At 71.9% G+C, this 14,820-nt stretch carries 13 protein-coding genes; 5 read left to right on the top strand and 8 right to left on the bottom strand.

Features of this window, described 5'->3' with window-relative positions:
• Nucleotides 1-6: 6 nt before the first annotated feature.
• From ACIBK1_RS06260 to ACIBK1_RS06240, 5 genes are all read right to left on the bottom strand, one after another.
• The gene (locus tag ACIBK1_RS06260) at nt 7-1,194 is read right to left on the bottom strand and encodes an acyl-CoA dehydrogenase family protein (protein WP_396732744.1); all 1,188 of its coding nucleotides are present in this window, start codon (nt 1,192-1,194) and stop codon (nt 7-9) included.
• Between the two features lie 30 nt (nt 1,195-1,224).
• Nucleotides 1,225-2,484 carry an acetyl-CoA hydrolase/transferase family protein gene (locus tag ACIBK1_RS06255; protein ID WP_030510134.1) on the bottom strand — a complete coding sequence of 420 codons (1,260 nt, stop codon included), beginning with the start codon at nt 2,482-2,484 and terminating at the stop codon, nt 1,225-1,227.
• 113 nt (nt 2,485-2,597) lie between these two features.
• Complete coding sequence (locus ACIBK1_RS06250) at nt 2,598-2,816, bottom strand: hypothetical protein (protein ID WP_396732741.1); 219 nt, start codon at nt 2,814-2,816, stop codon at nt 2,598-2,600.
• A 77-nt stretch (nt 2,817-2,893) separates the two neighbouring features.
• A complete protein-coding gene (locus ACIBK1_RS06245) occupies nt 2,894-3,775 on the bottom strand; it encodes a GNAT family N-acetyltransferase (protein ID WP_396732738.1) in 882 nt (293 codons plus the stop codon).
• Between the two features lie 43 nt (nt 3,776-3,818).
• The gene (locus tag ACIBK1_RS06240; protein ID WP_363396755.1) at nt 3,819-4,268 is read right to left on the bottom strand and encodes a MarR family winged helix-turn-helix transcriptional regulator; all 450 of its coding nucleotides are present in this window, start codon (nt 4,266-4,268) and stop codon (nt 3,819-3,821) included.
• A 57-nt stretch (nt 4,269-4,325) separates the two neighbouring features.
• Between ACIBK1_RS06240 and ACIBK1_RS06235 the strand changes: the two genes are divergently transcribed.
• Together ACIBK1_RS06235 and ACIBK1_RS06230 are read left to right on the top strand one after the other, a co-directional pair.
• Nucleotides 4,326-4,934, top strand: a complete 609-nt coding sequence (locus tag ACIBK1_RS06235; RefSeq protein WP_396732734.1) for a TIGR03086 family metal-binding protein — start codon at nt 4,326-4,328, stop codon at nt 4,932-4,934.
• 179 nt (nt 4,935-5,113) lie between these two features.
• Nucleotides 5,114-5,551 (top strand): nuclear transport factor 2 family protein, encoded by a 438-nt coding sequence (locus tag ACIBK1_RS06230; RefSeq protein WP_051762097.1) that lies wholly within the window; start codon nt 5,114-5,116, stop codon nt 5,549-5,551.
• A 7-nt stretch (nt 5,552-5,558) separates the two neighbouring features.
• Here the strand turns inward: ACIBK1_RS06230 and ACIBK1_RS06225 are convergent, their stop codons facing one another.
• Nucleotides 5,559-7,049 carry a nitrilase-related carbon-nitrogen hydrolase gene (locus tag ACIBK1_RS06225; protein WP_396732731.1) on the bottom strand — a complete coding sequence of 497 codons (1,491 nt, stop codon included), beginning with the start codon at nt 7,047-7,049 and terminating at the stop codon, nt 5,559-5,561.
• Between the two features lie 232 nt (nt 7,050-7,281).
• Between ACIBK1_RS06225 and ACIBK1_RS06220 the strand changes: the two genes are divergently transcribed.
• The 3 genes from ACIBK1_RS06220 (at nt 7,282) to ACIBK1_RS06210 (ending at nt 11,175) form a co-directional block, all read left to right on the top strand.
• On the top strand, nt 7,282-8,418 hold the full coding sequence (locus ACIBK1_RS06220) for a sensor histidine kinase (protein WP_396732728.1): 1,137 nt from the start codon (nt 7,282-7,284) through the stop codon (nt 8,416-8,418).
• 4 nt (nt 8,419-8,422) lie between these two features.
• Nucleotides 8,423-9,103, top strand: a complete 681-nt coding sequence (locus ACIBK1_RS06215) for a response regulator transcription factor (RefSeq protein ID WP_363416893.1) — start codon at nt 8,423-8,425, stop codon at nt 9,101-9,103.
• A 275-nt stretch (nt 9,104-9,378) separates the two neighbouring features.
• Entirely contained in the window at nt 9,379-11,175 is a 1,797-nt protein-coding gene (locus ACIBK1_RS06210; protein ID WP_396732724.1) for a glycoside hydrolase family 6 protein, read from the top strand.
• 15 nt (nt 11,176-11,190) lie between these two features.
• Here ACIBK1_RS06210 and ACIBK1_RS06205 read toward each other — a convergent pair whose 3' ends face one another.
• Both ACIBK1_RS06205 and ACIBK1_RS06200 read right to left on the bottom strand, forming a co-directional pair.
• Nucleotides 11,191-13,653 carry a DUF6185 family protein gene (locus ACIBK1_RS06205; RefSeq protein ID WP_396732721.1) on the bottom strand — a complete coding sequence of 821 codons (2,463 nt, stop codon included), beginning with the start codon at nt 13,651-13,653 and terminating at the stop codon, nt 11,191-11,193.
• A gap of 87 nt (nt 13,654-13,740) precedes the next feature.
• Nucleotides 13,741-14,721, bottom strand: a complete 981-nt coding sequence (locus ACIBK1_RS06200; RefSeq protein WP_051762099.1) for a lytic transglycosylase domain-containing protein — start codon at nt 14,719-14,721, stop codon at nt 13,741-13,743.
• Between the last annotated feature and the right edge of the window lie 99 nt (nt 14,722-14,820).

Raw genomic sequence — 14,820 nt, 5'->3', positions numbered from 1 at the left:
GATCGTTCAGTAGGAGCGGGGCAGTCCGAGGACGTGCTGTCCGAGGAAGGCCAAGATCAGGTTGTTGTTGACAGGGGCGACCTGGTAAAGGCGGGTCTCGCGGAACTTCCGCTCGACGTCCCAGGTATCCACGAACCCGTTGCCGCCGTGGGTGTCCAGGCAGACGTTGGCCGCCTGCCAGCTGGCCTCGCTCGCCAGGAACTTGGCCGTGTTCGCCTCAGCTCCGCTGTGCTGCCCACTGTCGAACAGGGCGGCCGCGCGGGTGCGCATCTGGTCGGCTGCGACGACCTGGGTGTAGGCGCGGGCCAACGGGAACTGCACGCCCTGATCGGCCCCGATGGGGTGACCGAAGACGTCACGCTGCCTGGCGTACGCGACCGCCCGGTCGAGGAACCAGTACCCGTCGCCGATGGCCTCGGAGGCCAGGAGGATGCGTTCGGCGTTCCAGCCGTCGATGACGTAGCGGAATCCTTGCCCCTCCTCGCCGATCAGGCTGTCGGCGGGGATCCGCATGCCCTTGTACCAGACCTGGTTGGTGGCGTAGTTGAACATGGTGCGGACCGGTTCGATGACCAGCGTGCCGGGCTGCTCCTCACGGACCTTACGCAGGTCGACGAGGAAGAGACTGATGCCCTCGGCCCGTTCAGCGGGATCCTCCGCCGGCGGACGAGTGCGGGCCAGCAGCATCAGAAGGTCCGACTGGGCGATCCGGCTGGTCCAGTTCTTGTGGCCCGTCACCACGTAGTCCTCGCCGTCGCGCACCGCCATGGTGTGGATCCGGGTGGTGTTGGATCCGGCCTCGGGCTCGGTGATGGAAAATGCCTGCAGCCGCAGCCTGCCGGTCGCGATCTCGGGCAGATAGCGCCGTCTCTGCTCCTCGCTGCCGTGCCGCAGCAACGGTGCCATGGTGTACATCTGGGCGTGGCAGGCGGCAGAGTGCCCGCCGGAACGGTTGATCTCCTGCAGGATGATGCTTCCCTCAGTGACCCCCATCCCCAGCCCCCCGTACTCCTTCGGGATGAGGACTGACAGGTACCCGGCCTCGGTGAGGGCGCGTACGAACTCCTCCGGATAGGCCCGCTCGCGGTCGCGGGCGCGCCAATATTCGTCGCCGAAACGCTCACAGAGTTCGCGCACCCCCGCGGATAGCCGCTGGTGGGCGGCGTCGGTGTCGTGAATGGCGATATCGTTCATGCCCGGTCCCCTCCCTCATTGTGGCGCCGTTCAATGCAACAACCCGGCGTGGCGGGCCTCGTAGGTGAGCCGGTCGCGGTGATCGGGGTGGGCTATGGCGATCAGCGCGGCCGCGCGCTGGGAGATGCTGCGCCCCCTCAGCTCAGCGATGCCGTACTCGGTGACGACGTGGTCGATGGTGTTCTTCAGCGTGGTGACCGGGGTGGCGCGGCCGAGCTGGACCTTGATTCTGCTGATGCCGTCGCTGGTGGTCGCGTGGGTGACGAGGAACGCCTGTCCCCCGTCGGAGTACATGGCGCCGCGGGCGAAGTCGGCCTGCCCTCCCGAGCCCGACCAGTAACGACCTGCGATGGTCTCGCTGGCCGCCTGGCCCATGAGGTCGATCTCACTGGTGGCGTTGATCGACATCATGGCGGGTTCGCGGGCCACCACTCGTGGGTCGTTGACCCAGTCGACCGGCAGCATGGCCACCGACATGTTGCCGTCGAGCCAGTCGAAGAAACGCCGGGTGCCGATGCAGAAGGTGGCGACATGCTTGTCGCGTTGGAGCTTCTTGCGCACGCCGGTGACGACGCCTTGTTCCGCCAGGTGCATGACGCCGTCGGACATCGCCTCGGTGTGCACGCCCAGATCGCGGTGCCCCGCCAGCTCGGCCAGCAGCGCGTTGGGGATGCGGCCGACGCCGATCTGCAGGCATGCCCCGTTCGGCACGCGCTCGGCGACCAGTTCCGCGATGCGCGTGTCCCGGTCGTCGGATACGGCCGGCATCGTCTCCCGCAGGGGGTAGTCGGCGACGCACCAGCCGGCGACCTGGCTGACGTGGATCTGGTTCTGTCCGAAAGTGCGCGGCATCCGCGGGTTGGCCTCCAGGAAGAACGGCACCTCACCGATGAAGGCGGCCACGTAGTCGGCATTGGTGCCCAGGCTGAAGTAGCCCTGCTCGTCGGGCATGGTCGAGGCGGCCAGGACCAGGGAGTGCCGGGTGTGCTCGCGTAGCAGCAGGGGCATCTCGCTGAAGTGCGCCGGGACGAGCTCACACGTGCCGTTCCAGTACGCCTGCCGGCAACCAGGCCCCAGGTAGTAGCTGACATGGGTCAGCCGCCCTGGGTATTCGCCGTTGATATAGGGGCGTTCGCGGGCGGGATCCATCTGATGGATCCGAACACCGGTCAAGCGGTCGGCGTGGGCCTCAAGAGCATCAATGACAGTGTGCGGTTCGCCGTGGTGGATCGGCACGATCAGGTCCGCGCCGTCTCGTACCAGTTCCAGCACGTCGGTCGGCGCGTTCATGACACCTCCTGGTGGACCGCAACTGCCGTCGCGCCGCCGATCCGGCGGTCAGGTGTCTTCCTGACCTCCCTGCTTCAGCAATCGGCGGGCAGCCTCCAGTCGCGGCCTGTCGATCATCTGTCCTTCAACTCGCCCAGCGCCTCGGCGACAGCGGCTCTGGCCCGGATCTTGTCGTCGGGCGCAGGCATGGCGTTCTGGGTCAGGAGGGCCTGCCATATGTTGTCCGTGGCGGCCACCGTCCGCCCCAGCGGATGCCGATACATGCCGCCCACTGGGAAGTCCTCAAAGTAGCGGCCCGGCCACGAGACCCGCCCTGCCGATTCGGTGGTCATCTCGACCTCCTCTTCGGTCCGATTCCTTCCCAGTCTGCCACCCGACGCGGTCGCGCCCGGCAGATGTCAGAACGACCTTAGAGGTCGAGCCGGTACCGCACGGTCCGGTGCGTCGGCAGGTAGCCGAAGGCGTCGTTGATGGCCCGCATGTACGTGTTGCCGTCGGCGGTGTCGGCGAGCAGCCCGCCGAGGTCCGGGTGGCGTTCCCGGACCAGCCGGATCATTTCGGCCTTCATCCAGCGGCCGAGGCCGCGCCCGCGGTGCTCGGGAAGGACGCCGGTGCCGTAGTGCTGCCCGTCGCCCGTGCCGTCGCCGGGCACCACCAGCTCGGTGAAGCCCGCGATCGTCCCGTCGGCCTCGTCGACCGCGGCGACGGTGTGCAGGAGCTCGCCACGCCGCGCGATCGCCTCGGCGGCGGCCCTGACCCGGGCGACGTCCCAGGGCGCCGGCCGGTAATCGAGGCCGTCCATCGGCATGTCGTCCATGGCGCGGCGGGACTCGGCGAACGTCCCGGCCAGTTCGTCCGGGACGACGCCCTCCCAGGAGACCAGCCGATATCCCGGATGCGGCTCCGGGAGGGCCCCGCCGAGGACGGCGGGGTCCACCCCGGCCATCGGCAGGCGGGTGAACGTCAGCCCCAGCGCCGGGCGGAACCCCCGCGCGGCCAGGAACGCCTCTCCGGGGGCGCCGGCCTCCGCCTCCGCGGTGACGCACCGCCTGCCCTCCTCACGCGCCGCCGCCAGGGCCGCGCCGAGCAGGTGCGACCCCACCCCGGCGCGGCGCTCGGCCGGGTGGACGTGCAGGTCGAGCTCGGCGAGATGCTCGTGCCCTGCGGCGGTGAACAGGCGCAGGTACGCCGATCCCGCGGGCGCGCCGTCGGGCCGGGAGGCCACCCAGGCCAGACGGTGACTCGATGTGCCGGTGTGCGGATCGACCAGACGGGTCAACTGCAAAGACATGGGGGCACACCGTAACCATCGGCCCATCATCGATCAACGGGATTTACCGGAACTCCTGCGAAGGCAGAGCGGACAGGACCCGCAACACCCGCACGAACGCCTCCTTGTCGTCGTCGGGCAGCCGGGACAGCAGCCGTTCCTCCATCCGGCGGATGCCCGCCTGAGCCGCGTCCCGCAGGCGGCGACCCTCGGGAGTGATGGACAGGAGCCGGACGCGCCGGTCGGCCGGGTCCGGGCTCCGCTCGATCAGCCCTCTGCGCTGGAGGTCGTCCAGGACGCTGATGATGCGTGTCTTGTCGGCGCCGATCGACTCCGCCAGCGCGGCCTGCGTGCGCACGGGCCGCTCGTCCAGACGCAGAAGCACGGCGTACGCCCACATCGACAGGCCGTGCTCCCGCAGGATCGGCGTCTCCGCGGCCATCAGCGCCCTGGTCAGGGGGGCCGCCATCGCGGCGAGATCGGGGCGGTCGGGCATGCCCCACAGCTTAGGCATTGACAGACAATAAGCATGTGCATATTGTCTGCATGCGCTTATGAAATTGGAGGAAAGATGGACATGCGGGAACTGGACCGGCGGGCCGTGCAGGCGAGCGTCGACATCGTGGCCGAGGTGCGCCCCGGCGACCTGGAGCGCCCGACCCCCTGCGCGGGCTGGACTCTGGCCGACCTGCTCGCGCACATGACCGCCCAGCACCTCGGCTTCGCCGCCGCGGCGGAGGGCCGCGGTGCCAACCTCGACGCGTGGCGGGAGCGGCCCGCCCCCGACCCCGTCTGGGCCTACGCCGCGGCCGCCGAGCGCCTCACCGCCGCGTTCGCGGCCGAGGGGGTGCTCGACCGCGGGTTCGTCCTTCCCCACGTGGGGGTGGACGCGCCGTTCCCGGCCGCGCACGCCATCGGCTTCCACTTCATCGACTATCTGGTCCACGGGTGGGACGTCGCCCGCACACTGGGGATCGCCTACGACCCCGACCCCGACCTGGCCGAGGCGGCCTGGCCGATCGCCCTGGCCGTGCCGGACGGCGAGTATCGCGAGAGGCCGGGCGCCGCGTTCGCGCCGAGCGTGCCCACCGCCCCGGAGGCCTCCCGCTTCGACCAGATCCTCGCCCGCCTCGGCCGGACCCCCGCTGCTTCCCGCTCACGGGAGCAGCGGGCCCGATAGAGGGACCGTGGAAGGCACAGGACAGGGGCGCTGACGAGTCCTGAGTCCCCGTCGACTCACACGACCCAGCCTGTGACCTGGGTTATCGTGAAAAAGCCGCCGATGTCCGGGCTTCGTCATGCCGGTCACGGCGCATGCGTACCGTACGGCCGCTCTCGTCGGGGGGAAGGGAACGTCAGATGTCCGAAGTGCTTCGTGCCGTGGACAGGCTAAGACAGGCCATCAACCGTCATGACCTCGACGCCTTGGCGCAGTGCTTCGACGAGCGGGCCGTGCTCGTCGCCCCGGACGGCATCGCCGAGAGCAGGGAGGAGATCGCCTCCTATTACACCCAGTGGCTGGAGGCGTACCCCAACATGGTGATCACCCCGCAGTCGGTGACCTTGTTCGGAGACACCGTGGCGGCGGAGTTCACGATCAGCGGCACCCACAAGGGACCCCTCCTCTTCCCCGGCGGGGACGTGCTGGAGGGCACCGGGCGGGCCGTCCTCCTGCGCTCGTGCAGCTTCTCCACCGTGGAGGGCGGGGTGATCCTCAGCCATCGGCTCTTCTACGACCAGTTAGAGGTGGCGGCCCAGCTCGGGGGTGGTCTCTCGTTCGACGGCGGTTCCCCGTAGTGCCCCGTCACGGCGCGGCGGCGCTCGCCGCCCGCACGCGCCGGACGCCTGCCGCGCGCCGGTCGAGGGCCGGGGACGCGAGTGCGAGCAGCAGCAGGAGCGCGCAGGCCCAGGCGAACCAGTCGCCGAACCTTGTGTAGAGCGTGTCGGCCGAGCGGGCGGGCAGCGCGGTGAGGGCGGACACGACGGGCGCGTCCGCGCTGTGCGCCTCGGTCCTGATCCGGCCGTCGGCGTCGCTCACGACCAGGTCGCCGTTGCGCGCCGCGCGTGCCACGGTGAGCCCCGTCTCGACACCCCGGGTCACCGCCATCCTCCCGTGCAGCCAGCGGTCCCGGTCGAAGTCCCAGGCCGGCACGAAGATCGCCGTGGCGCCGCTCCTGCGGTAGTCGCGCACCAGGCCGGGCAGGTCCAGGTCGAAACAGATCGCGATCCCCCAGCGGGAGCCCGAACCGGGCACGAAGGCGTTGCGGTCCCCGGGTCGGAAGTCGCTTTCCAGTCCCGGGATCAGGTGACGCTTGAAGTACTCGACCGGCCGGCTCCCGTCGGCGGGCACGTCGAGGGCCGCGTTGCGGAGGGTGCCCGACCGCTTGAGGACCAGCCCGACGATGATGTCGACGTGGTGGTCGGCGGCGAGCCGCGCCAGCGGCGCCACCAGCAGGGGCAGCGTCGCGTCGTCGGCGATGAAGACCTTCTCCGGCATGACCACCACCCGCGCGCCGCGTGCGGCGAGGTCCGGGATCCGCGCCGTGTATCGCCCGAGGAGGGCACGTCCCTCCGCCGAGGCGACCGGCGCCCAGTCGCCCCCGTCGGCGGCGAGCAGCGCCACCTTCTCCGCGCCCGAGTCGTCCCCGTACGGCGCGCGCAGCCGCCAGGCGCCGTACCCCACCGCCAGGGCCAGGACGACCACGGCGGTCACCGCCACCCGCAGCCGCCCGGCCGCCCCCGGTGCTACGGGAAGCGGTGCGAGGAGCGCGGCGGCGGCCGCCGGAACCCCGAGGACCAGGAAGGTGATGCCCCACGGTCCGGTGACCGAGGCGGTCTGCAGGACCGGAAGGACGTCGGCCTGGGTGTAGGCCAGGCTCCACCAGGCCCCGTTCGGCGACAGCACCGAGACCGCGTACTCGGCCGCGACCCAGGCGGCCGGCACGACGGCGGCGGCCGCCAGCGGACGTCCTCTCCGCATCAGCGCCCGCGACGACAGGACGACCAGCCCGAACAGCAGCGCCGACCCGACGAGCATCGACACGACCATCGGCGGCGGGATCTGCACCGTGTCGAGGAAGTAGCCCCACATCGCCGTCTCACCGCCGAGCCACGCGGCCGACGCCGCGAGGAACGCGGTGCGCGCGCCGACGTGGTGAGCGAGGACGAACACCGGGAGCGGTGCGAGCCAGGTGAGCCAGGGCACCGGCGTGAGCCCGGTGCCGAAATGGAACAGCGTCGCCGACAACGCCGTGGCGGCGAGCGCCACGGCCAGACGTCGAATCGATGGATTCATCGAGCAGCCTCCTTCTCCAGCCGCCCCGACCCTCCGGGATCCGGCCTGGACGGCACATCACCGGCGAGAGCGAACCGGGGGCCGGTCGCGGGGACCTGAAGCACTCGGACGGCCGGGGCACGGCCTCTCACTCGAAGGAGCGAGACGGCCATCGGCCGGGCGGCGGAGGCGACCGCGGGCGCCGCGCGCATAGCCTTGCCGGGTTCCCTCGGACAACCCCCCGGAGCCGGTCATGCGGGCGAGCATCCTCAGTCCCTCAAGGGCCGACGTCGCGATCGCCGTCGCCGTCACCGTGATGACGGTGACGCCCGTCCTCCTCCCGCACCGGCAGCCGTGGTGGGCCGTGGTGCTCGCCGTGCTGATGTCGGTGCCCGTGCTGTGGCGGCGTCGCGCCATTCTTTCGGTCGGGGCGGTCGTGGGCTGCGCCACGACGATCCTGGCGATCACGGCGAAGTCGCTGCCGCACTCCTCGACCCTGGTGGTGCTGCTGCTTCCCTACGGCGTGCTGGTGTGCACCTACACGTTCGCGGCGGCGGATCTGTCCCGGGCGCGGCGCGCCGCGGGCATCGCGGGTCTCGTCGCCGGCGTGGCCGTGTCGCTCGTCGTCCCGCACGAGAATCTGGAGACCTACCGTTATCTCCTCACCGCGATCGTCGCCGCGTACGCCGTCGGCGTGGGCGCACGGGCCCGGCGGGCCGGCCGGGACGCGGAGCGGGAGCGCGAAGCCCGCATCCGCGAGGAGCGCGCCGCCGCGGTCGCCCGCGAACGCACCCGGATCGCCCGCGACATGCACGACATCGTGACCCATTCGGTCGGCCTCATCGTGATCCAGGCGGAGACCGGCCCGCTGGTGATGCGCGATCACCCGGAGAAGGCCGAGGCGGTCTTCGAGGCGATCGCGGCGGCCGGGCGGGACGCGATCGGCCAGCTCCGCCTGATCCTCGGCGCGCTGCGCGGAAGCGAGGCATCCGGCGGTCCGGCTCCGGCCCGGGGGCCCCAGCCGGGGCTCGACGCCCTGCCCGGCCTGTTGGACAACGCCCGCCGGGCGGGCCTGGAGGTCTCCGCCGACGTACGCGGCGAGCCGCGGCGCCTTCCGTCCGACGTGGACATCGCCGCGTACCGGATCATCCAGGAGGCGCTGACGAACACGATCCGGCACGCTGGAGCGAGCACCGTCCGCGTGGGGCTCCGCTGGTCCGGTGACACCCTGGACGTGGAGGTCGCCGACGACGGACGGGGCGCACGGGAGCTACGGGAAGGACACGGCATGATCGGGATGCGGGAGCGGGTCACGGCGTGCGGCGGCCGCCTCGCCGTCCGGGCCGGGAACCCGGGTCTCACCGTCACCGCGACCCTGCCGATCGGCTGACGGCATGCTGCGCGTACTCGTCGCCGACGACCAGGACCTGTTCCGCGGCGGCTTCGCCATGATCCTCGACGCCCACGACGACATCACCGTGGTCGGCGAGGCGGCCGACGGCGCCGAGGCCGTCGCGAAGGCGGTCGAACTGCAGCCGGACGTGGTGCTCATGGACATCCGGATGCCCGGCGTGGACGGCGTCGAGGCCACCGCGCGGGTGTGCCGCAGGACCGACGCGAAGGTGCTGGTCCTGACGATGTACGACGTCGACGAGTACGTCTACGACGCCCTGCGCGCCGGAGCCAGTGGCTTCCTGCTCAAGGACGTGCGGCGGGACGACCTCGTACGCGCCGTCCGCCTGGTCGCCGGCGGGGAGTCGCTGCTGGCCCCGGCGATCACCCGGCGCCTGATCGCCGAGTTCGTCGGGCGTGGACGTGCCCGGCCCCGGCTGCGGCAGCGACTCGGTGAGCTGACCGACCGGGAGATGGATACGCTCCGGCTGCTCGCACGCGGCCGGTCCAACGCCGAGATCGCCGCGGATCTGGTGGTCACCGAGCACACGGTCAAGAGCCACGTGAGCAACCTGCTGACGAAACTGGACCTGCGCGACCGCGCCCAGGCCGTCGTCTTCGCGTACGAATCCGGCCTGGTCGTCGCCGGCGACCAGGAAACGCCCCGCGCCGACCGGGGATGACGACGCGCGGCCGCCCGTCGCCGCGTCGGTCATGGTGCGATCACGCCGGTGAATATTTCACCGGATTCGGCGGCGATCGGCGATTCGCGTGCGTGAGTTTCCCGAGGTGCCGCGCGATTCCGGTGAATCCGGCGCGGAAACGAATATTTCCACTTCGGCGAACCGTGTACACGAGCCGGGCCGTTGCCGAATCTGGGAGCGTCGGCCCCCATGCGCGAACCGGAACGGGCGCCGGCAGGCCAGAGCCGGTCACCGCACCCTGGAGACGATCGCCCATGCCCTTCGGCGACGCACGGTTTGCCCGCAGGATCCTGACGGCCGCCGCGGCGGCGGTCCCCGTCGCGGCGGTGGCCGTGGCGACGCCGGTCGTGGGTGCGGCGTCCGCCGGCGCCGCGGTCACCTGTCAGGTGACCTACGCGACCACCCAGTGGGGAACGAGTTCGGGCGGCTTCACGGCCGGGATCACGGTCAGGAACACCGGCGAAGCGCTGACCGGCTGGAAACTGACGTTCACGTTCCCCGGCTCGCAGAGGCTCACGCAGGGCTGGTCGGCCCGGTGGACCCAGCTCGGCAACCGCGTCGTCGCCGAGAACGAGTCCTGGAACGGCGCGTTGGCGTCCGGCGGGTCCCTGCAGCTCGGATTCAACGGCACCTGGACCGGGAGCAACCCGCCGCCGACGGACTTCCAATTCGCCGGCGTGCCCTGCCAGGTCGTCGTGCCGGGCACGTCACCGAGTCCCTCCCCCAGTCCGAGCCCGAGCCCGAGCCCCAGCCCCAGCCCCAGCCCCAGCGGGGACGTGCCGGTGGACAACCCGTTCGCCGGCGTCAGGGGGTACGTGGACCCCGATTGGGCGGCCGACGTGGAGTCCTCCGCCACGAAGGTGGACGACGCGACCGCGCAGAAGATGCGCGGCCTGAAGCAGACGCCCACCGCGGTCTGGCTCGACCGGATCGCGGACGTCACCGGCGGCTCCGGAGTCGCCCGTACGCTGAAGGACCACCTCGACACCGCCGTCGAGCAGGGAGCCGGATACGTCACGCTCGTCCTCCACGACCTGCCCGACCGCGACTGCCGGTCGCTGGTCTCCACCGCCGAGCTGCACGAGCAGGAGAACGGCCTCAACCGCTACAAGGCGGAGTTCGTGGACCCCGTCGCCGCCCTCCTGGCCAGGCCCGAATATCGCCACCTGCGCGTCGCGGCCGTCATCGAGCCGCATGCCCTGATCGACCTCATCGTGGGAAGGACGAGCACCTACCCGTGCGACCAGGCGGCGGCGTCGGGCGTGTACGTGATGGGCATCCGTTACGCCCTCGACAAGCTCGCACCCCTGCCCAACGTCTACACGTACCTCGACGCGGGCAGCACGGGATGGGCCGGCTGGGAGGACAACTTCGCCGCGCTCGCGACCTCCATCACCGAGACCGCACGCGGCACGGCGGCGGGCCTGAACAGCCCCGACGGCATCGCCACGAACGTCGGGGACTACGTCCCCCTCGTGGAGCCCTTCCTGACCGACCCGGAACAGGTCGTGGCCGGCCAGCCGATCAAGCTGAGCAGGTTCATCGACTGGAACCCCTTCCTGAACGAACGGGACTACGCCCTCGCGATGCGGAACGCCCTGATCGCCAAGGGCTTCTCCAGCCTGCTCGGCGTGGTCGTCGACACCTCGCGCGACGGCTGGGGCGGGCCGGACCGGCCCACCGCGGTGAGCACCTCGCTCGACGTCAACACCTACGTGGACCAGAGCCGCGCCGACCGGCGTCCGTCGCGCAGCGCGATGTGCAACCAGAAGGGCGCGGGGCTGGGGGCGCGGCCGGTCGCCGCTCCCGTCCCCGGCGTCGACGCCTACCTGTGGATCAAGCGGCCCGGCGAGTCGGACGGCGCGGGCGGACCGCTCCTGCCCGAGGACTCCGACCGGCTGCTCGACCGCATGTGCGACCCCAACGGCTCCCTCACGCCCTGGTCGAACGGGATCCGGCCGACCGGCGCCCTCCCCGACGCGCCGCTGGCGGGCGACTGGCATCACGAGCAGTTCGTGATGCTGGTGGACAACGCCTACCCCGCCCTGTGAGCCCGTGATGCGTCCTCATCTGTCCACGCGGCCCAGGAGCACCTGCGCGTCGGCGCCGGCCTGCGCCTGGGCCGAGGTGTCCACCTGCGAGGTGATGTCGATGCCGTTCCTGAGCTGACTCCACAGGCCGAGGACGGCCGCCGCCTGCGCGACGATGAGCGCGATCCCGCTGCCCGCCGTACCGAGCCGGTAGACGACGGCCACGGGGGTGAGCCGCGACGCGAGACCACCCGGGCGGGTCTGGAGGGTCCGCGCGTCCATGAGGACGGCGACCACGGTCAGCACCAGGAACAGCAGCAGCACCCGCACGAGTGAACCGCGTACGGGGGCCTGGCCGATGACGTTGTTCAGTACGGCGTGGGCCCCCGTCGCCGCGGCGTACGCGAGGACGGGCACGACGCCCTTGAGATAGCCGCGCCTGCCGGGCAGGCGGCGCCACAGCGCGCCCAGCACGAAGCCCGCCACCGGCCAGATCAGCAGCCCGCCGATCAGGTCGCCGGCCAGGCCGTAGAACCCGTCGGGATCGCCGAGCCGGTCGAGCCAGCCGTCGTGTCCCCGGCTGTCGGTGCTCCACGTGGCCCAGATCAGGAACACGGCGGCGGGCGCGCCCACGTAGGACGCGTATCGGGCGGCGAGCCGCGCGTTCGCCCACCACGTCACCCCCGGGCCGCGCGACAGCGCGACGTCGAGCGGGCTGAGGCCGTCCTCCCTGTCGGGGTCGAGGCCGATCTCCATGCGGAGCCGTCGGATGCGGCCGACGACCGGCCCGGCCTCCTTGGTGTGTTCCTCGTCGTCGAGCTCCCCCGCCGCCCAGCGGCGCCGCAGCCCCTTCTCCCGCTGCTCCAGGTCCCGGTACTCGTCCACGATCATCGCGAGCCTGCGGCGTGACACGCCCGGGTCGGCGACCTCGGCCCGCCGCGTCAGCCGCAGCAGCAGGGGCAGCGCGGCCAGCCCCACGAGCCCGGCGAGCGGGAAGGGCATTCCCGCGTACGTGTTGAGCCACCTGATCGTGCCCACGACGAACAGGAACACCAGGAGCCACAGGGTGGACGGCCCGACGGAGTCCGTACGCCGCCCGTGCAGGCGGAGCAGCAGCAGGAGCAGGAGCACCACCAGCGGCCACATCAGATAGGCGAGGCTGCGCAGCAGGAAGAAGGGCGACGTCGCCGCGGCCGGCAGGAAGCCCGAGGTCCGCAGGCCGACGACGGCCGTCTGGGTCACGTAGGCGAGGGTCAGCAGCGCGAGGCCGGGGACGCTCCAGCACAGCAGGGCGCGCACGGCGCGCGGCGTCCTGCCCCGGACGCGGGCGGCCCGGACCGCGATCGCCCATGCCGCCCCGGTGAGCAGCAGCGCCGTGACCACGGCCGGCGCGACCCGCAGGGGGTCCGACGGCTGATCGCCGAAGAGCCGTGCCGCCAGGAGCGCCAGCCCGCCGACGGCGGCGAGCACCGCACCGGCGAGCATGGGGAGCCCCCACCGGAGTCCGGTGCGCGCCAGCCCCCGCACCGCCAGGCAGAGCGGAGCCGCCACCACGACGATCGCCAGCGTCTCCGGCACCTGGAACAGGCCGGCCAGGAAGAGCGTGCCGGTCAGCACGCCCACGATCAGCACCGCCTCGGTCGCCGTGATCATCGCCAGGGCGCCGAGGGTGATCCTGACGAGAGCGCGCTCGTCCCGGTCGCCGGAACGCCGATACAGCACCACGAGCAGCCCGGCCAGCAGCAGGTAGGGCAGCGCGAAGCCCAGGTAGGTCGCGACCGTCAGCACGTCCTGCCCCCGCACCCCGCTCCAGCGCTGGAACGCCGACCGCGCGGACAGCGGCAGAGCGACCTCGACACGCGGCGGGGCCGCGCCGTCGCGCCAGACGTACGTGCCGCCGGGAAGCACCTCCGACGGCAGGGGCGTCACGGTGCGTGCCCGAAACTCCGGCGTCTTGACGACCACGGTCCGCCACCGTGCCCCGGCCAGCCCCGGCGGCAGGTCCGCGGGCGAGGGCAGCAGCCCGACGAACCGGGTGTCGCCGGACGTGCGGCTCGACCACAGCCCGGCGGACTCCGCGCCCCACTCGGTGTCGTACAGCTCCAGCGGGGTTTCCCGGGTGCTCTGGACCACGACGTCGGCGCCGTCGGCCGGCATCGTGACGCTCGGCGTGCCGCCGGGCGGCAGCAGGCAGCCGACGGCGCTCCCGTCGCCGAGCAGGGCGGCGGCCCCCGGCCAGTCGCGGGGGACGCCGACGCGCGTCGTGCTCGTCATCACCGGGGTGTCGTGGCCGCGTTCCGCGACGACCACGGACGTCTCCACCCATGACGAGCGGGGAGGCCCGAATCCGCAGGACATGTCGTCGGCGAGCGCCGGACGCGGGCTCAGCGCCGGCAGGCCGAGCACCGCCGCGATGAGGAGCGCGGCTCCCCGAAGCAGCGCGGCTCCAGCAGATGGCCCGATGGGCTTCGTTCCGGCATCAGTCGTCAGCCGCCGCACAACCGACCTCCCGTACGCGATCGCTCCCGAAGGATGAGTCGCGCGAAAGGCGGCATCGGTTACGGATCCCCGCCTGCCGCCTTCTCGTCAGGGGCCGGTCAGGCGGCGCTCGCCCTTCGGTGTGATCACGTAGACCTGCCAGGTGTAGTAGGCGTAGTAGTTCCGGATGTCCCGCTTCATCTGGCGCGCGTGCAGCAGGACCGCGTCGACGTACGCCTGGGAGTGGTTGTAGGCGTACAGCGCGCGCCGGTAGTCGCCGGGCGCGCCCGACGCGTGGAGGTAGTTGGCCGCGGCGAGCAGGGCGTCGCCGGTGTCGTCGATGTCGCCGCCCATGCCGTACGCCTTCCAGGTGCCCGGCATGAACTGCATCGGCCCCTTGGCGCCCACGTAGCTCGGCGAGCGCACCCGCCCGAACTTGGTCTCCACGAGCATCACCGCCGCCAGCACCTCCCACTCGACGCCGAACCGGCGTTCGGCGCGCCGGAAGGCGGCGAGCAGGGCGTCGGCGGGCTCCGCCGGTCTGACCTTGATCTTGATCGGGCCGCTGACGGGGTGGGCGAGGGAGAGCAGGTCGCGGATGGCCGTCACGTTGTCCCGCGCCCGCGCGGCCATGTCCTTCGGCAGTTTTCCGTAGGTGCGGGACGCGACCGCGGGATTGCGGGCGAGATAGCGGTAGACGCGCTGCTCGTACAGGGACAGCAGGACCACCGATTCGGGCGCCTCCCCCTTCGCGGGGTCACCCGTACGTCTCCAGTCGTCGATCGCGTCACGCAGCCGCCCGACCGTACGCGTGAGTGCGTCGGCCAGCCGCTCGGGGTCCTTGGAGACCGCCGCGTCCGGCGCGGGCAGGTCCCGTGCCGACGGCTCCGGGCTCGCGGAGGACCGCTCCGGGCTCGCGGAGGACCGCTCCGACGCGGGCGGGGTCACCCGCTCACGGGAGGCGACCGAGGCGGCCTCGCCCGCCGTGCCCGCGCATCCCGAGAGCGGGACGACCACGGCGGCGAGCGCGGCGGCCAGCACCGTGCGGCGCGGCAGCGGCGGGGGGATCACGGCAGGCTGATCGTTCATCGTCACCAACGTATGCCCAGCGGTGACGTTCCATGCCCTCTTCGCGGCGGCGCGCCGCCCCGCGGGAGACGGCCGGTGCGGACGGGAACGTTTTACGGC

Source organism: Microbispora rosea (assembly GCF_044460045.1).
In the GTDB taxonomy this organism is placed as follows: Bacteria; Actinomycetota; Actinomycetes; order Streptosporangiales; family Streptosporangiaceae; genus Microbispora; species Microbispora rosea.
Note: the sequence above shows the minus strand (reverse complement) of the source record. Positions and strands in the feature narration are given on the sequence as shown.